The sequence below is a fragment of the Streptomyces sp. NBC_00988 genome (assembly GCF_045162645.1).
In the GTDB taxonomy this organism is placed as follows: Bacteria; Actinomycetota; Actinomycetes; order Streptomycetales; family Streptomycetaceae; genus Streptomyces.
The window spans coordinates 10,229,246-10,245,969 of record NZ_CP108730.1; the positions used below are offsets into that span (position 1 = coordinate 10,229,246).

Here is a 16,724-nt window from a genome sequence, read left to right on the forward strand (position 1 = left end):
CCGCCGCGTGGGTGCGACCAGCCACAGCCGCCCCGCAGCCCCCACCCCACAGAACCCGGCAGACGCTCAGTGCACGTCGTTCGTGGCCGCGATCTTCTTCCACGACTTCGGCTGCACCGGAGCCACAGAGGCCTTCGCGATGGCCGCGCTCCGCGCCGCCGGAGCCGCAGGCTTCGTCGGCTGGAACAACCACGTGTCGAAGAGCGCGGACAGCGACTTCCCCGACACCTGCTCGGCGTACGCCCGGAAGTCCGCGACCGACGCGTTGCCGTACGCGTGCTCCTTCGGCCACCCCTTCAGAACCGCGAAGAACGCATCGTCACCGATCTCGTTCCGCAGCGCCTGGATGGCCAACGCACCCCGGTCGTACACCGGAAGCTCGAACTGGTCCTCCGGACCGGGGTCACCCGGCGCGATCGTCCAGAACGCGTCGTCCGCCGGGTGCGAGGCGTAGACGTAGTCGGCGAGTTGCTGCGTCGTGCCCTCGCCCTCGTGCTCGGACCAGAGCCACTGCGCGTACCGCGCGAAGCCCTCGTTGATCCAGATGTCCTTCCAGCCCTTCAGGGACACGTCGTCGCCGTACCACTGGTGGGCCAACTCATGCACCACGACAGAGGTGTTGGCGCCGTTCGCGAACTGCTTCTGGCTGTAGTAGACGCGGGTCTGGGTCTCCAGCGCGTACCCGGTGGTCGTGTTGGGGACGTACCCGCCGGCGCTGCTGAACGGATACGGACCGAAGTAACCGCTCAGCCAGTCGACGATCTCCCCGGTGCGCTCGACGCTCGCCCGCGCCGCCCCGTCGTTGTCGCCGAGGTCCTTGCTATAGGCGTTGATGACCGGGACGCCACCGTCCGAGGTGCTGGTCGTGATGTCGAACTTGCCGAGGGCGAGCGTGGCGAGATAGGTGGCCTGCGGCTTGTTCTGGCGCCAGTTGTAGCGGGTCCAGCCGAGTTGTGAACTCGTCGACTGGAGCGTGCCGTTGGAGATGGCCTGGGTGCCGTTCGGCACCGCGACCGACACGTCGTAGGTCGCCTTGTCGCTGGGGTGGTCGTTGCTCGGGAACCACCACCACGCGGACTCGGGCTCGTCAGCCGCGACCGCGCCGTCCGGGGTGCGGTGCCAGGTGTTGAAGCCGTACGCGCTCTTCGTCGATGGCACACCGCTGTAGCGGACCACGACCGTGATCGGCGTGCCCTTCGGCAGCGGCGTCTTCGGGGTGATCTCCAACTCGTGCTGGCCGGAGGTCGCGAACGTCGCCGCGGCGCCGTTGACCCGGATCTCGCTGACATCCAGCAGGAAGTCCAGATTGAACCGCGAGAGATCCTGCGTGGTCTTGGCGAGGATCGTCGCCGTGCCCGCCAACTCGTCGGTGGCGGGCTGGTATTGGAGCCTGAGGTCGTAGTGCGAGACGTCGTATCCGCCGTTGCCGTAGAACGGGTAGTAGGGGTCGCCGATGCCCGGAGCGCCGGGGGAGTAGCTTGCCGCCGATGCCGGGATCGCCAGCATGAGGGAGGCCGCCGCGAGGGCGCCCGGCGCGATGATTCTGCGGTGCACGAGAACTCCAAGTCGTAGGGCTCCACGAAAAACCGGAGAGCCATGGGGGTCCACGAAGGTCGAAGAGCCGTAGGGGTCGGTCCACGAAGTCTGTTCAAAGGCTATTCACTCCCTGTGGCCCCGCGCCTGTCCACGGTCCCTCCTGTCACACGATCGCCATTCGGCCGTCATGACCCCGAGTGCCTCTTCCAGCACGGGAGTTGACCGATGTACCGTCCGCGCATGCCGAAACGCACGCGCTTCACGATCTGGAGATCGCTCGCGACGGCGGCGACCGCCGCCCTCCTGGCCACTTTTCTCACCCCGACAGTGGCCCAGAGCGCCCCACAGGAGAGCCAACCCGTCTACTCCTACGCCAAGGCCATCCGTGAGGCCGTCTGGGTGGACACCGGTCTCGACGGCGACGGTGACGGAAAGCCCGACCGGGTCGCCGTCGACATCGTCCGCCCGAGCGAACCCGCCCGACAGGGCCGCAAGGTCCCCGTCATCATGGACGCCAGCCCCTACTACTCCTGCTGCGGTCGCGGCAACGAGAGCCAGCTGAAGACGTACGACGCCGGCGGCAACGTTGTCCAGATGCCGCTCTTCTACGACAACTACTTCGTGCCCCGCGGCTACGCCTTCGTCGGCGTCGACCTCGCCGGCACCAACCGCTCCGACGGCTGCGTCGACGTAGGTGGCCGCTCCGACATCCAGTCCGCGAAGGCCGTCGTCGACTGGCTCAACGGACGCGCCAAGGCATACACGACACGCACCGGAACCGTTCGCTCGCAAGCGAGTTGGACCAACGGCGACACCGGGATGATCGGGAAGAGCTGGGACGGCACCATCGCCAACGGCGTCGCCGCCACCGGCGTGAAGGGCCTGAAGACGATCGTCCCAATCAGCTCCATCTCCTCCTGGTACGACTACTACTTCGCCCAGGGCGCCCCGCTCTACGACTCCGGCCCCGACTGGCTGTCCGACGCCGTCGAGAGCCCCGACGCACAGGCCAAGTGCGCGGCCGTACAGAAGAAACTCGTCGACGGCGCCCCGCGCACCGGCGACTGGACCCCGCTGTGGACCGAGCGCGACTACGTGAAGGACGCGAGCAAGGTCAAGGCCAGCGTGTTCCTCGTGCATGGCATGCAGGACCTCAACGTCCGCACCAAGAACTTCGGCCAGTGGTGGGACGCCCTCGCCAAGAACGGCGTCGAGCGCAAGATCTGGCTCTCCCAGACCGGCCACGTCGACCCCTTCGACTACCGTCGCGCCGACTTCGTGGACACCCTGCACCGCTGGTTCGACCACGAACTCCTCGGCTACGACAACGGAATCGACCGCCGGCCGATGGCCGACGTCGAACGCCACCCGGACCAGTGGGTCACCTCGGCGACCTGGCCGCCGAGCGGCACCGCGACGACCACCCTCCACCCGGCGCGGGGCGCCCAGGCGGGAGTGGGCACGCTCGGCCTCGGCACCGGTGCGGGCACCGAGACGTTCACCGACAACCCCCAGGAGAGCGAGACCGATTGGGCGGCCGCGATCGACAAGTCGACCGCGGACAAGGCCGGTTTCGTCACCGGACCCCTCACGAAGGACCTGCGTCTGTCGGGCTCCTCGAAGGTGACGATCACCGCGACGCCCACGACCTCAACGGCCCATCTGTCGGCCGTACTTGTCGACGTCGGCCCCGACACCATCCGCGACTACGCCGACTCGGCCGAGGGCATCACCACGCTCACGAACCGCACCTGCTGGGGTGAGAGCACGGCGGGCGACAGCGCGTGCTTCCTGGCAACTCAGGCCAAGACCAAGGCAGTCGACTACAACGTCTTCAGCCGCGGCTGGGCCGACCTCGGCCACTACGCCTCCGCCACGAAGGGCGTACCGCTCACCCCGGGCAAGGCGTACACCATCACCCTCGACCTGGCGGCGACCGACCACGTCGTCCCGGCCGGACACCGCCTCGCCCTGATCGTCGCGGGCACGGACAAGGACCTCATCGACCCGCCGTCCACCACCCCGACCCTCACCCTGAACCTGTCCCGCACCGCGGCCCAACTCCCGCTCGTCGGCGGCGCGTCGGCGTTCGCGAAGGCCACGGCGGGCAGCAAGTCCGTGACATCCGACGCCGAGACCCTCGACGGCGTACGGGCACCGCGCAGCGCCCAGCGGATCCCCGGCAACTGATCACCGACCCGGTGCGGGGCGGCGGCGCGAGTGGGCTCCGCCGCCCCAAACCGAGCTCTGGCATGTCGTACCGGTGGGCCGCCCTGAGGACCTGATCCCGAGCCCCGCGGCTCAGCCCCGCTCCGTCTCCACCAACTCCGCGGCCTCCCGCGCACACCCCCACGCCACCGTGATCCCCGCCCCACCGTGACCGTAGTTGTGCACCAACACCCGCCCGTCTCGCAGTACTTCACGCTCCAGCCGCACCGAGGGCCGGGTGGGCCGCAAGCCCACCCGGTGTTCCAGCACCCGCGCCTCAGCGATCTCCGGGCGGATCGCCGCGCAGCGGGCGATGATCGCCTCGGCCACCGCCGGATCGGGCGTCATCGACCAGGCGTCCTCCTCGGCCGTGCCGCCCAGGATCAGCCCGCCCGGCTGCGGGAAGAAGTACGTGGACGTGTCCGCCGAGTGGTCGACGGACGTCAGCCAGGTCGTGATCCCCGGGTTCTCCACGACGACCAACTGCCCGCGCACCGGCCGCACCGAGGGATCGGGCACGAGGTCCAGGGAGTCCAGCCCCGTGCAGTTGACCACGACGGCCGCCGGCACCTCCCCGAGATCCACCACCGACTGCTCCTCGACGGTCCCGCCCAGCTCCAGGAACCGCCCCCGCAGCCACGGCAGATGGGCCGGCATGTCGATCAGCGGCAACCGCGCCCACAGCCCGCCGCCCGCGTACTCCTCGGCCAGCGCCGGCCGCAGCCCCGGCACCCGGGCCGCCCACGACCCCAGCTCGTCCAGCCGCGTCCCGCCCTGTACACCCTCGACCATGCGTACGCCCGTCTCCTCGGGCCGCGCCGCCAACTCCTCGTACACGACGAGGGATTGGAGCGCCCACTCACCGACGAGCGCCTCCGGCTCGATCCGGTACGGCCACCACAGCGCGCCCGCGACCGCCGAGGTCGTCAGCTCGACAGGTTCCCGCGTCCACACCCGCACCCGGGCACCGCGCTCCGCCAGCACGACGGCCGTCGTCAGTCCGATGACGCCCCCGCCGACCACGATCACATCGCCACTCATGCCGCTCTCCATGCGCGGACGCTAGCGGAATATGTCATGCCGTGCTCATATCGTCCTCGCGCTGGGGATACTCACAGCATGTCTGCCGAATACGCGGCCTTCGGCCTGGCACCGGCGATGCGCGCCGGTGAAGTCCTCGCGGACGGCGGCTACCAGGTGCACCGCGACTTCGTCGACTTCATCGTCGACGGCCGCCCGCTGCTGTTCCAGCTCACCGACCTGGACGCCGTCTCCCCGCTCGCCTCCGACGTCCCCCCGGCGATCTTCACCGCCCAGGTCCGCAGCCTCCTCCTGGAGACGGACCCACCCCTGAAGGGCGGCCGCTACGTCATCTACGGCTGTCCCGAGTGCGAGGACCTGGCCTGCGGCGCCGTCACCGCCGTCATCCAGCAGGACGGCGCCGACTTCATCTGGCGCGACTTCGCCTGGCAGACCGACGAACACGCCGACCTGGAGCGCAACGGCTACCACGGCATAGGGCCGTTCCGCTTCGCCGGAGCCGAGTACCGCGCGGCCCTCGACTCCCTCATCGACGGCGCCGAGCCACCGGTCGCCAAACGCCGCGTCCTGCTGATCGGCGCCCGCGTGGCCGTCCTGAACAAGCTCGCCGCCGCCCTGCGCGCCATCGGCATCGGCGCCGACATCACCGGCGACGCGACCCACGTCCCCGCCGACGAACTCCGCGGCTACGGCGCCGTGGCGTTCGGCCGGGCCGTCACGGAGGAGCAACGGGCCGCCGTACGGGCCGCGTTCGACCGCGCCGGGGTCGACGTCGCGTACGTCGACGGCCTCGCGCCCATCGTCCCGCTCCTCGTCGCCCAGATCGAACACGCCCTGGACCGCCGCCCCGCCGAGCAGCACCGGCTGACCCGCCTGGTCGCCGCCGACGGCGAGGCGGGCATCGAGGTCACCTCACCGTGCCGGGTGCGCGTCACGGCGTACCGTCTCGACCGCCTGTACCGCAGCCACACGCAGGACGTCTTCGACGGCGTGCTGGAACCCGGCCGTCACCGCATCGCCCTGGACGCGAAGGCGGTGAAGGGCGAGTCCTTCGTCGTGGCCCGGACGACCGGGAGCGTGCTGGTGGAGGCGATGGCGCGGTGAAAGCCGCGGCGAGGGCGGGGAAAATCCGCGGCGCGGGCAGCGAAGGGGACAGATTAGGATCGGCGGTCTGATGACTGCCACTCTCGTCGCCAAGAATCTCGCCGCCGGACACGGCGACCGCGCTCTCTTCACCGGGCTCGACCTCGTCGTCGCCCCCGGCGATGTGATCGGCCTTGTCGGTGCCAACGGCGCGGGCAAGTCCACCCTGCTCAGGATGCTCGCCGGGCTCCTCGCCCCCGAGGAGGGCGAACTGCGCCTCTCCCCGCCGGCAGCGACCGTAGGCCACCTCCCGCAGGAGCCGGACCGGCGCCCGGGCGAGAGCGTGCGCGCATTCCTCGCGCGCCGTACGGGGGTCGCCGAGGCCCAGCGGACCATGGACGAGGCCACACAGGCACTGGTGGACGGCGCACCCGGCGCCGACGACGCGTACTCGGCGAGCCTGGAGCGCTGGCTCGACCTGGGCGGCGCGGACCTCGACGAACGGGCCGAGGAGATCGCCGACACCCTGGGCCTCGCCATCGACCTGGACCAGCCGATGACGTCCCTGTCCGGCGGCCAGGCGGCACGCGCGGGCCTGGCCTCCCTCCTCCTCTCCCGCTACGACGTCTTCCTGCTCGACGAGCCCACCAACGACCTGGACCTCGACGGCCTGGAGCGCCTCGAACGCTTCGTCTCCGGCCTGCGCGCGGGCACGGTCGTCGTCTCGCACGACCGCGAGTTCCTCACCCGCACGGTCACCAAGGTCCTCGAACTCGACCTGGCCCAGAACCAGATCAACCTCTACGGCGGCGGCTACGAGGCGTACCTGGAGGAGCGGGACGTGGCACGCCGGCACGCCCGCGACGACTTCGAGGAGTACGCCGACAAGCGCTCCGCGCTCCAGGACCGGGCGCAGATGCAGCGCGGCTGGATGGACAAGGGCGTCAAGAACGCCCGCCGCAAGGCGAACAACGACAACGACAAGATCGGCCGCAAGTTCCGCAGCGAGGCGAGCGAGAAGCAGGCGGCGAAGGCGCGGCAGACGCAGCGGATGATCGAACGCCTCGATGTCGTCGACGAGCCCCGCAAGGAGTGGGAACTGCGGATGGAGATCGCGTCCGCGCCGCGCTCGGGTGCGGTCGTCGCGACCCTGCGGGATGCCGAGGTGCGGCGCGGTGACTTCAGCTTCGGACCGGTGTCCCTGCAGATCGACTGGGCGGACCGGGTCGCGGTGACCGGCGCGAACGGCGCGGGCAAGTCGACGTTGCTCGGTGCGCTGCTCGGCCGTATCCCGCTGGACGCGGGGCACGCGACGCTGGGCTCGGGTGTTCTGGTGGGCGAGGTCGATCAGGCCCGGCAGTTGTTCCACGGTACGGAGTCGCTGCTCGACGCGTTCTGCGCGGCCGTGCCGGACACGGAGCCCGCCGAAGTCCGCACGCTGCTCGCCAAGTTCGGGCTGAAGGCGCATCACGTGATGCGTCCGGCGGGGACGCTGTCACCCGGTGAGCGCACCCGGTCCGCGCTGGCCCTGCTCCAGGGCCGGGGTGTCAACCTCCTGGTGCTGGACGAGCCGACGAACCACCTGGACCTGCCGGCTATCGAGCAGTTGGAGTCGGCCCTCGATGCGTACGAGGGCACGCTGCTGTTGGTGACCCATGATCGGCGGATGCTGGATGCGGTGCAGGTGACTCGGCGGCTTGAGGTGGCGGACGGGAAGGTGACTGAGCAACGGTGAGCTCCGCTGGTTGGGCGGTTCATTGGGTACGGGCCGGTGGGGGCAGGTCGCGCAGTTCCCCGCGCCCCTTAAGGGCGGCCCGTTCCACTCGGTCCCGGTGCTCCGTCCACCAACTCGCGTCGCCAGGAGCCATGTTGGTGCCCCCGACGCGTTGGCCCACCGTCCCGTCGATGAGTTCCCGTACGACGTCGGCGTGGCCCGCGTGTCGGGACGTCTCGTAGGTCATGTGGACGAGGGTGCGGTGCAGGGTGAGTTCGTTGCCTCCTGCACCGGGTATGCGGCCGATCGCGTCCAAGGGGAGTGTCTCGATCGTCGTGTCGGAGTGCGCGCAGATCCGTCGATAGTCGCCGACGATCTGGTCACGTGTCTCGTCCGGGGTCGCCCACAGATCCGCGTTCGGTTCGGCGTTCCCCGCGATCCACAACTCCGGCCCGTCGACCGGCCGCCCGAACACCGTCCCGAAGTAGAACGCCTCGGCCCCGGCGAGATGCTTGACCAGCCCCAGCAGATTGGTTCCGGTCGGCGTCATCGGCCGCCGGATGTCGTACTCCGACAGCCCTTCGAGCTTCCAGAGCAACGTGTCACGGGCGTCCTGCAGAATGATCCGCAGGTCGGCTTTGAAGTCCGGTGAGATCATGCCCCCAGTCTGTAGCAGGGCGCCATGCGCCCTGAAGGGGCGCGGAGAACTGCGCGACCGGCCCCCACCGGCCCGCAGCTCCCCACAACCTGACCGGCGAAGCCGTCAGCGCTTGCCCTTCTTGCCGGGGTCCAGCAACCCCGCCTTCCGCAGAGCATCAGCCATCGCACTGTTGCCCGGCGGCGGAGCCGCCTGCCGCGATCCACCGCCCTGACCACCCTGCCGCTGCTGCTGACGTTGCTGCGGCGGACGCCCACCGCCCTGCTGCCGACGCTCGCCACCACCGCCCTGCTGCCGCCGCTCCCCGCCGGAGGCCGCCGCCTCGTCATCCAGCCGCAGCGTCAACGAGATCCGCTTCCGGGGGATGTCCACGTCGAGGACCTTCACCTTGACGATGTCACCCGGCTTCACCACGTCCCGCGGGTCCTTGACGAACGTCTTGGACAGGGCGGAAACGTGGGCGAGACCGTCCTGGTGGACCCCGACGTCGATGAACGCCCCGAACGCGGCGACGTTCGTGACGACACCCTCCAGGACCATCCCGGGGGCGAGGTCGGAGATCTTCTCGACGCCGTCCTTGAACGTGGCCGTCTTGAAGGCGGGCCGAGGGTCGCGTCCCGGCTTCTCCAGCTCCTTCAGGATGTCGGTCACGGTGGGCAGACCGAACGTCTCGTCCACGAACTCGGTCGGCTTCAGCGAGCGCAGCACCGACGTGTTGCCGATGAGCGACGCCACCTCGCTGCCCGCCGTCTTCACCATCCGCCGCACCACCGGATACGCCTCGGGGTGCACGCTGGAGGAGTCGAGCGGGTCGTCGCCACCCCGGATGCGCAGGAAGCCCGCGCACTGCTCGTACGCCTTCGGGCCGAGCCGTGCCACGTTCTTCAGCTGGGTACGCGACTTGAACGGGCCGTTGGCATCGCGGTGCGACACGATGTTCTCGGCGAGGCCGGAGGTGATGCCGGAGACGCGTGAAAGCAGCGGCGCGGAGGCCGTGTTGACGTCCACGCCGACGCCGTTCACACAGTCCTCGACCACCGCGTCCAGCGAACGCGACAGCTTCACCTCGGACAGGTCGTGCTGGTACTGGCCGACACCGATCGACTTGGGGTCGATCTTCACCAACTCCGCGAGCGGGTCCTGGAGTCGGCGCGCGATGGAGACGGCGCCGCGCAACGACACGTCCATGTCGGGCAGTTCGGCAGAGGCGAACGCGGACGCCGAGTACACGGACGCGCCGGCTTCGGACACCATCACCTTGGTGAGGTTCAACTCCGGGTGCTTGGTGATGAGTTCACCGGCGAGCTTGTCGGTCTCGCGGGACGCCGTGCCGTTGCCGATCGCGATCAGCTCGACCGAGTGCTGCGCGCAGAGGCGGGCCAGCTTGGCGAGGGCGTCGTCCCACTTGTTGGCCGGGACGTGCGGGTAGATCACGTCCGTGGCGACGACCTTGCCGGTCGCGTCGACGACGGCCACCTTCACGCCCGTACGGAAACCGGGGTCCAGGCCCAGCGTCGAGCGGGTGCCGGCCGGTGCGGCGAGCAGCAGGTCGCGGAGGTTCGAGGCGAAGACGTTGACCGCCTCGTCCTCGGCGGCCGTCCGCAGCCGCAGCCGCAGGTCGATGCCGAGGTGCACGAGGATGCGGGTGCGCCAGGCCCAACGGACCGTGTCCTGAAGCCACTTGTCGCCCGGACGGCCGCGGTCGAGGACCTGGAAGCGGTGGGCGACCATCCCCTCGTAGGAGGAAGGCCCCTCGGTGTCCTCCTCGGGCTCCAGGACGAGATCGAGGACGTCCTCCTTCTCGCCGCGCAGCATCGCGAGGATGCGGTGCGAGGGCAGCGCGGTGAACGGCTCCGAGAAGTCGAAGTAGTCGGCGAACTTGGCGCCCGCCTCCTCCTTGCCGTCCCGCACCTTCGCGGCGAGGCGCCCGCGCCCCCACATCCGCTCACGCAGCTCGCCGATCAGGTCGGCGTCCTCCGAGAACCGCTCGGTGAGGATCGCCCGCGCGCCGTCGAGAGCGGCCTGCGGATCGGCGACACCCTTGTCGGCGTCGACGAACGCGGCGGCCGCGGCCAGCGGTTCCACGCTCGGGTCGCCCAACAGCCCCTCCGCGAGCGGCTCCAGGCCGGCCTCGCGCGCGATCTGGGCTTTCGTCCGCCGCTTGGGCTTGTAGGGCAGGTAGATGTCCTCAAGGCGCGCCTTGGTCTCGGCGGCGCGGATCTGCGCCGCCAACTCCTCGGTGAGCTTGCCCTGCTCGCGCACCGATTCGAGGATCGCGGTCCGCCGCTCCTCCAGCTCCCGCAGATACCGCAGCCGCTCTTCGAGCGTGCGCAGCTGCGCGTCGTCGAGCATCTCGGTCGCTTCCTTGCGGTAGCGGGCGATGAAGGGGACCGTCGAACCGCCGTCGAGCAGCTCGACGGCAGCCTTCACCTGCCGCTCCCGTACGCCGAGCTCCTCGGCGATCCTGCCTTCGATGGACCCTACGAGGGGTGTCGTCACGCCCGTACCGCCTTCTCCACTGAGGTTGCGCGGCAATTGTGGCAGGTGACACTGACAGTCGGGGATCAGGGCGCTGTCCTGCGGGTCCGGTGCCTAGCTCTTGCCGAGCAGATCCCGGGGAAACGCCCCGGCCGCGAGCGCCAGCCGCGCGAACCCGGTCGCCAGTTCGGTCAGACGTACGACCCCTTCGGCACCCAGATGCTCGTACGGCGCCCGGTCCAGCCGGTCGGTCTCCGCCTCGATCTCGGCGCGCAGCGCGACCCCCGCCTCCGTCAACTCGCCGTCCCCGTCGAGCAGTCCGCGCTCCCGGAGCCGTCCCGAAGCGGTGTCCCACTCCTCCTGGTTCCACCCGCGCGAGCCGAACACCCACTTCGGGGCCATGCCCTTGCCGGTCGCGGTGTGGGTGACCACGGCCTCCAGGCCGTCGAGTCCGGCGGACATCAGGACGGCCAGGTGACCGTCGCCGCGGTGCTCGCGCAGCAGTGTGGCCGCGTGGAAGTACGCGAGGTGCGGCTCCTCGGGGAGCGGCAGGTCGGCGTGGGCGGCATACAGCGGCCGGGCGGGACGCGAGCATGCTTCAGCGGCCCGCAGTGCCAGACGCGCCGCCTCCGCCATCTCCTCCGACGTCACCGCGTCCTCGCCGAGCAGGCGCCGCAGGGTCGCGTCGACGGCACGCGCGCGTGCGTGGAGGCACTGCTCCGGGGAGGCGGTCTCCCACACGGCGGGCACGTGCCGGGCCACGAGGTCGTACTTGTAGTTGTAGAAGGTCGCCGTCACCGTGCCGGGACCGACCTGGCCCATCGCCGCCGCCCGTACGGCGAAGTTGACGGCCCCGGGATGCGTGACTCCGAGAGCGCCGAACTCCTTCCCCAGGTCGGGCGAGAAGTAGAGCGTGGAGTGCAGGGAGTTGAGCGCGTTGTAGCAGCGGCGCCCGGCACGGTGATCGACGGCGGCAGTAGTCATGACGGTCACGTTACCGACTGGTCGGTACGGGCTCCAGGGGTGGGTTCCGGATGGCAGGAAAGGTGGGGTACCCGTCATTGCGGCCATCACACGGAGCGCGAAGAATCGACGGTATGCGAACCGTCCTGGTGGTCCTCTTCGACGACGTCCAGAGCCTCGATGTCACCGGCCCCGTGGAGGTCTTCGCGGGCGCCGAGACACAGACACCCGGGACCTATCGCATCCGTACGGCCTCCCTGGACGGCGGCCCGGTGCGCACCTCCAGCGGCCTGACCGTCGTACCGGACTCGGCCCTCGCTGACGCGCCCGCCCCGCACACGCTCCTCGTCCCCGGCGGCCCGGGCACGCGCGGCCCGGACCCGCGCGTGACCGACTGGCTGCGCGCACACGGGCCGCGCGCGGAGCGGCTGGTCTCCGTGTGCACCGGGGCGATCCTGCTCGCCGAGGCGGGCCTCCTGGACGGTCGCCGGGCCACCACGCACTGGTCGTACTGCGCGAAACTCGCCCGCGACCATCCCACGATCGAGGTCGACCCGGACCCGATCTTCGTCCGCGACGGACCCGTCTCCACCTCGGCCGGTGTCACCTCGGGCATCGATCTCGCCCTCGCCCTGGTCGAGGAGGACCTGGGCCGGGACACGGCGCTGACCATCGCCCGCCACTTGGTCGTGTTCCTGCGCCGGCCGGGGAACCAGGCCCAGTTCAGCGCCCAGCTCGCCGCCCAGACGGCCCAGCGGGAGCCCCTCCGCGAGGTCCAGCAGTGGATCACCGAGCACCCCGGCGACGACCTGAGCGTCGATTCCCTCGCCGCCCGCGCCCGCCTCTCGCCCCGCCACTTCACCCGCGCCTTCCAGTCCGAGACCGGCATGACCCCCGGCCGCTACGTCGACCGCGTCCGCCTCGAACACGCCCGCCGCCTCCTGGAGGACACCGGCGACGGCGTCGAGGAGATCTCCCGAGCCAGCGGCTACGGCACCCCCGAGTCCATGCGCCGAGCCTTCCTCAAGACCCTCGGCACGGCCCCGGCCGAGTACCGCCGCCGCTTCCACCCGACACAGAGCACACGGGCAACACCGACCCGCTGAAGACCGGACCCCGAACACGAAAGGCCCCGATGCAGATCGCCATCGTCCTCTTCGACCGCTTCACCGCCCTGGACGCCGTAGGCCCCTACGAGACCCTCGGCCGCCTCCCGGATTCGGAGACCGTCTTCGTCGCCGAGCGGACCGGCCCCGTCCGCAACGAGACCGGAAACCTGGCACTCGTCGCCGACCGCACCCTCGCCGACGTACCGAACCCCGACATCGTGGTCGTCCCGGGCGGCCCCGGCCAGACCCCGCAGATGGAGAACGCGACCCTCCTGGACTGGCTGCGCACCGCCGACGCCACCAGCACCTGGACGACCTCGGTGTGCACGGGCTCCCTGCTGCTTGCAGCCGCGGGACTGCTCCAGGGCCGCCGCGCGACCTCCCACTGGCTCGCCCTGGACCACCTGAAGCAGTTCGGCGCGGAACCCACGGGGGAGCGGGTCGTGACCGACGGCAAGTACGTCACCGCGGCCGGTGTCTCCTCCGGCATCGACATGGGGCTCACCCTGCTCGGCCGGATCGCGGGCGACGAACATGCCCAGGCCGTACAGCTGTTGACCGAGTACGACCCGCAACCGCCCTACGACGCGGGGTCCCCGGAGAAGGCGCCCGCGCACCTCGTCGAGAGGTTCCGCGCGAGCAGCCGTTTCATCCTGAAGTAGTACCTGAGGCAGTCCCTGGAGTGGTCCCTGACGCAGTCCAGGTGAAGCGCGGCGCCCGGCGCTCCAGGAACGCGGCGACGCCCTCCGCGGTGTCGCCGCTGCCGCGCGCCTGCTCGGCCCAGTAACCGTCCCTGTCCGTAAGCCCGTTGGCGAACTCCTTCGCCGACGCCTGCGTCAACTGCGAGCGGGAGACCAGCACCCGGGTGAACTCCGCGACCCGCTTGGCGAGTTCGCCCTCGGGCAGCAGCTCGTCGACGAACCCGGTACGCAGCGCCCGTTCCGCGTCGATCAACTCGCCCGAGAACAGCAGGTACTTGGCGGTCCCGGGACCCACCAGCGACACCAGCCGCCGGGTGGCGGACGCCGGATACACGATCCCGAGCTTCGCCGGAGTCACCCCGAACAGCGCGCCCTCCTCGGCGAAGCGCAGATCACAGGCCGCCGCCAACTGCGCACCGCCGCCCACACAATGACCGCGGATCGCCGCCAACGTCGGCTTCGGGAACGCCGCGAGCGCCTCCTCCGCGAGCACCGCCAGCCCCTGCGCCTCACCCGCCGACCCCCGCAGCGTCGAGATGTCGGCCCCGGCACAGAACGTCCCGCCCTCACCGGTCAGCACGAGCGCCCGTACGGCCGGATCGGCGGCCAGGGTGTCGAGCAGCGGCGGCAGCGAGCGCCACATCTCGGCGGTCATCGCGTTGCGCTTGCCGGGGTGGTGGACGACGACGGTGGCGACCGAGTCGGTGACGTCGTGCAGCAGGCGGGGCTCCATGCGCCGGATGCTACGTACAACCCGAAGAGTTCGCGAAGTCGCACGAGAGGAACAGAGGCGATCCCACAGTCGACCGGGCCGCATGGAAACGATCGGAAAGCGTCCGATAACTGCTGACTTCTGTTCAGTCATCCGGGGTGGCGCGGGTCCACGCCAACACTCGTCGGGTGGTGACAATCGAGCGCAAGGGTGGCGACCGGACGATGGAGAACCACGGGCGTGGGTCAGGCCCGCGCCCAGAAGGCGGCAGAGACGATCCCCCGGATCCCGTCCCCGCCCCGCCGGATCCGCTGCCGTACGAGGGAGTCTGGCGGTTCACCGCCTCCGCAGTCGACGCCTCCGTCCCACAGGCGCGACACGCCGTACGGGACCTGCTCTTCCGGCAGGGCGTGCCCCTCTCGGACGAGGTGTTGCAGGGGCTGTTGCTGATCGTCTCCGAGCTGGTCACCAACGTGGTCCGGCACGCGGTGCTGCTGTCGCCGACCCTCGCCGTGGAGGTCGCCGTCGGCGCCGAGTGGGTGCGGGTGTCCGTCGAGGACAACCACCCCTACCGCCCGACCGCCCTGGTGGCCGACCATGACGAGACCGGCGGCCGGGGACTGCTCCTGGTGCGCGAGGTGACCCGGGAGGCGGGCGGCGTCTGCGACGTCGAGCACACGGCGAGCGGCGGCAAGGTGATCTGGGCCGCCCTGCCGCTCAAGCCCGCGCAGGTGCCGTAGCCGAGGAGGTCACCAGCCCGCGGACGGGCCCGTCAGCTCCCTGACCGCTGGACGGGCCGCGTCCAGCACCGTCATGAACCAGGACGAGAAGGTGTCCTTCGCGTGCCGTTCGTCCAGCTCGGCGGGGGTCACGAACGCGGTCGTGCCCACCTCCTCCGGGTCCGGCCGCAGCGGCGACTGCACCATGCCGACGAAGAGGTGGTTGTACTCCTGCTCCACCAGGCCCGAGTCCGGGTCCGGGTGGTTGTAGCGCACCGTGCCCGCCTCCGCGAGCAGCGACGGGGACACCCCCAGCTCCTCGTACGTCCGCCGGGCCGCCGCCGCGAAGGGCGCCTCGCCGGGGTAGGGGTGACCGCAGCAGGTGTTGGACCACACACCGGGGGAGTGGTACTTGCCGAGCGCCCGCTGCTGGAGCAGCAGCCGGCCCTGCTCGTCGAAGAGGAAGACGGAGAAGGCCCGGTGCAGCTGCCCCGGCGGCTGATGGGCGGTGAGCTTCTCGGCGGTGCCGATCGTCACGCCGCTCTCGTCGACCAGTTCGAGCAAGATCGCGTCAGCGGTGCCGTTCGACGAGTTGTGCGTCGCGGTGGCAGGTGTGGTCGGCATACCCATCCTTCACATCGGTCCTCAAGGCCAAGTCTGCCGTACGAATCCGGCACTCCCGGCAGTTCATCGTGCCCGGCGCGGCGACGGCGGAACCGTCGGGGGGTGGGGCGCGGGACTGAGGACACGGGCGCGCGGCGACGGGCCGCACGCCGTCGAAACCGGTCGATTTCTGTCAGCGCGGAAGCTGTACGGGCCGTACGGGGCTCATACGGACCTCGTGCGAGCCTCATGGGAACGTCAGTGGCACAGCTTCGCCTCGTGCTCCGCGTGTCCGCGGGGCTCCAGCTGGAAGGTGCAGTGCTCCACGTCGAAGTGGTCGCCGAGGCAGCCCTGGAGTTCGTGGAGCATCTTCTCGTTGCCGATGGCGTTCAGCACGTCCGAGCGGACGACGACGTGCGCGGAGAGCACCGGCATGCCCGAGGTGATCGTCCACGCGTGCAGGTCGTGGACGTCCTCGACCCCGTCCAGGGCCAGGATGTGGGTGCGCACGTCCTGCATGTCGACGTCCTTGGGAGCCGACTCCAGCAGCACGTCCAGGGTCTCGCGCAGCAGCTTCAGCGTGCGCGGCACGATCATCAGGCCGATCGCGAGGGAGGCGATCGGGTCGGCCGCCTGCCAGCCCGTGGTCAGGATCACCACGGCCGAGATGATCACCGCCAGGGAGCCCAGCGCGTCCGCGGCCACCTCCAGGAACGCGCCCCGCACGTTCAGGCTCTCCTTCTGGCCGCGCACCAGCAGCGTGAGGGAGATCATGTTCGCGACCAGGCCGATCAGGCCGAACACGATGGTCAGCCCGCCCTCGGTGTCGGCCGGCGTGACGAACCGCTGGACCGCCTCGTACAGGACGTAGCCGCCGACGCCGAGCAGCAGCAGACAGTTGGCGAGCGCGGCGAGGATCTCCGCGCGGGCGTAACCGAAGGTGCGGTTGCCGACGGCCGGCCGGTTCGCGAAGTGGATCGCCAGCAGCGCCATGCCGAGGCCCAGCGCGTCCGTCGCCATGTGGGCCGCGTCCGCGATGAGCGCGAGGGAGTCCGCGAGCAGTCCGCCGACGACCTCGACCACCATCACGGTGATCGTGATCCCGAGCGCGATCCGCAGCCTGCCCTGGTACGCGGCCGCCGCCGTACCGGTGACGGGAGCGCCGTGCGAGTGCCCGTGGTCGTGCCCTGCCCCCATGA

Annotated in this window: 14 protein-coding genes; 6 read left to right on the forward strand and 8 right to left on the reverse strand. The window is 70.4% G+C overall.

What is annotated here, in order from left to right; all coding sequences use genetic code 11:
* Positions 1-66: 66 nt before the first annotated feature.
* Positions 67-1,554, reverse strand: coding sequence for a M1 family metallopeptidase (locus tag OG496_RS46255; protein ID WP_405975152.1), 1,488 nt, complete (start codon positions 1,552-1,554; stop codon positions 67-69).
* A gap of 222 nt (positions 1,555-1,776) precedes the next feature.
* Here OG496_RS46255 and OG496_RS46260 point away from each other — a divergent pair, with 222 nt between their 5' ends.
* Complete coding sequence (locus OG496_RS46260; protein WP_405975153.1) at positions 1,777-3,726, forward strand: Xaa-Pro dipeptidyl-peptidase; 1,950 nt, start codon at positions 1,777-1,779, stop codon at positions 3,724-3,726.
* A gap of 111 nt (positions 3,727-3,837) precedes the next feature.
* On the opposite strand, the gene OG496_RS46265 is transcribed toward OG496_RS46260, so the two are convergent.
* Entirely contained in the window at positions 3,838-4,785 is a 948-nt protein-coding gene (locus OG496_RS46265; protein WP_405975154.1) for an FAD-dependent oxidoreductase, read from the reverse strand.
* Between the two features lie 78 nt (positions 4,786-4,863).
* On the opposite strand from OG496_RS46265, the gene OG496_RS46270 reads away from it, so the two are divergent.
* Together OG496_RS46270 and OG496_RS46275 are read left to right on the forward strand one after the other, a co-directional pair.
* A complete protein-coding gene (locus OG496_RS46270; RefSeq protein WP_405975155.1) occupies positions 4,864-5,889 on the forward strand; it encodes an oxidoreductase in 1,026 nt (341 codons plus the stop codon).
* A gap of 70 nt (positions 5,890-5,959) precedes the next feature.
* Positions 5,960-7,603, forward strand: coding sequence for an ABC-F family ATP-binding cassette domain-containing protein (locus tag OG496_RS46275; RefSeq protein ID WP_405975156.1), 1,644 nt, complete (start codon positions 5,960-5,962; stop codon positions 7,601-7,603).
* 19 nt (positions 7,604-7,622) lie between these two features.
* Here OG496_RS46275 and OG496_RS46280 read toward each other — a convergent pair whose 3' ends face one another.
* From OG496_RS46280 to OG496_RS46290, 3 genes are all read right to left on the reverse strand, one after another.
* The gene (locus OG496_RS46280) at positions 7,623-8,240 is read right to left on the reverse strand and encodes a DinB family protein (protein ID WP_405975157.1); all 618 of its coding nucleotides are present in this window, start codon (positions 8,238-8,240) and stop codon (positions 7,623-7,625) included.
* Between the two features lie 105 nt (positions 8,241-8,345).
* Entirely contained in the window at positions 8,346-10,739 is a 2,394-nt protein-coding gene (locus OG496_RS46285) for a Tex family protein (RefSeq protein WP_405975158.1), read from the reverse strand.
* Positions 10,740-10,832: 93 nt separating this feature from the next.
* Positions 10,833-11,702: an SCO6745 family protein gene (locus OG496_RS46290; RefSeq protein ID WP_405975159.1), complete on the reverse strand. Its 870-nt coding sequence runs from the start codon at positions 11,700-11,702 to the stop codon at positions 10,833-10,835.
* A gap of 113 nt (positions 11,703-11,815) precedes the next feature.
* Here OG496_RS46290 and OG496_RS46295 point away from each other — a divergent pair, with 113 nt between their 5' ends.
* Positions 11,816-12,787 carry a GlxA family transcriptional regulator gene (locus OG496_RS46295; protein ID WP_405975160.1) on the forward strand — a complete coding sequence of 324 codons (972 nt, stop codon included), beginning with the start codon at positions 11,816-11,818 and terminating at the stop codon, positions 12,785-12,787.
* A gap of 29 nt (positions 12,788-12,816) precedes the next feature.
* Positions 12,817-13,452, forward strand: coding sequence for a DJ-1/PfpI family protein (locus tag OG496_RS46300; RefSeq protein WP_405975161.1), 636 nt, complete (start codon positions 12,817-12,819; stop codon positions 13,450-13,452).
* Here the strand turns inward: OG496_RS46300 and OG496_RS46305 are convergent.
* Positions 13,439-14,224: an enoyl-CoA hydratase/isomerase family protein gene (locus OG496_RS46305; protein ID WP_399389035.1), complete on the reverse strand. Its 786-nt coding sequence runs from the start codon at positions 14,222-14,224 to the stop codon at positions 13,439-13,441. The genes OG496_RS46300 and OG496_RS46305 overlap by 14 nt on opposite strands.
* Positions 14,225-14,427: 203 nt before the next feature.
* Here OG496_RS46305 and OG496_RS46310 point away from each other — a divergent pair, with 203 nt between their 5' ends.
* Positions 14,428-14,943, forward strand: coding sequence for an ATP-binding protein (locus OG496_RS46310; protein ID WP_405976836.1), 516 nt, complete (start codon positions 14,428-14,430; stop codon positions 14,941-14,943).
* A gap of 9 nt (positions 14,944-14,952) precedes the next feature.
* On the opposite strand, the gene idi is transcribed toward OG496_RS46310, so the two are convergent.
* Both idi and OG496_RS46320 read right to left on the reverse strand, forming a co-directional pair.
* Complete coding sequence (gene idi, locus OG496_RS46315) at positions 14,953-15,546, reverse strand: isopentenyl-diphosphate Delta-isomerase (protein WP_405975162.1); 594 nt, start codon at positions 15,544-15,546, stop codon at positions 14,953-14,955.
* A 237-nt stretch (positions 15,547-15,783) separates the two neighbouring features.
* Positions 15,784-16,722 carry a cation diffusion facilitator family transporter gene (locus OG496_RS46320; RefSeq protein WP_405975163.1) on the reverse strand — a complete coding sequence of 313 codons (939 nt, stop codon included), beginning with the start codon at positions 16,720-16,722 and terminating at the stop codon, positions 15,784-15,786.
* Positions 16,723-16,724 lie beyond the last annotated feature (2 nt).

Bases quoted from the DNA above. Each gene is read 5' to 3' on its own strand.
- OG496_RS46260 (WP_405975153.1), top strand. From the start codon at position 1,777: ATGCCGAAACGCACGCGCTTCACGATCTGGAGATCGCTCGCGACGGCG.
- OG496_RS46265 (WP_405975154.1), bottom strand. From the start codon at position 4,785: ATGAGTGGCGATGTGATCGTGGTCGGCGGGGGCGTCATCGGACTGACG.
- OG496_RS46270 (WP_405975155.1), top strand. From the start codon at position 4,864: ATGTCTGCCGAATACGCGGCCTTCGGCCTGGCACCGGCGATGCGCGCC.
- OG496_RS46275 (WP_405975156.1), top strand. From the start codon at position 5,960: ATGACTGCCACTCTCGTCGCCAAGAATCTCGCCGCCGGACACGGCGAC.
- OG496_RS46280 (WP_405975157.1), bottom strand. From the start codon at position 8,240: ATGATCTCACCGGACTTCAAAGCCGACCTGCGGATCATTCTGCAGGAC.
- OG496_RS46290 (WP_405975159.1), bottom strand. From the start codon at position 11,702: ATGACTACTGCCGCCGTCGATCACCGTGCCGGGCGCCGCTGCTACAAC.
- OG496_RS46295 (WP_405975160.1), top strand. From the start codon at position 11,816: ATGCGAACCGTCCTGGTGGTCCTCTTCGACGACGTCCAGAGCCTCGAT.
- OG496_RS46300 (WP_405975161.1), top strand. From the start codon at position 12,817: ATGCAGATCGCCATCGTCCTCTTCGACCGCTTCACCGCCCTGGACGCC.
- OG496_RS46305 (WP_399389035.1), bottom strand. From the start codon at position 14,224: ATGGAGCCCCGCCTGCTGCACGACGTCACCGACTCGGTCGCCACCGTC.
- OG496_RS46310 (WP_405976836.1), top strand. From the start codon at position 14,428: ATGGAGAACCACGGGCGTGGGTCAGGCCCGCGCCCAGAAGGCGGCAGA.
- idi (WP_405975162.1), bottom strand. From the start codon at position 15,546: ATGCCGACCACACCTGCCACCGCGACGCACAACTCGTCGAACGGCACC.
- OG496_RS46320 (WP_405975163.1), bottom strand. From the start codon at position 16,722: ATGGGGGCAGGGCACGACCACGGGCACTCGCACGGCGCTCCCGTCACC.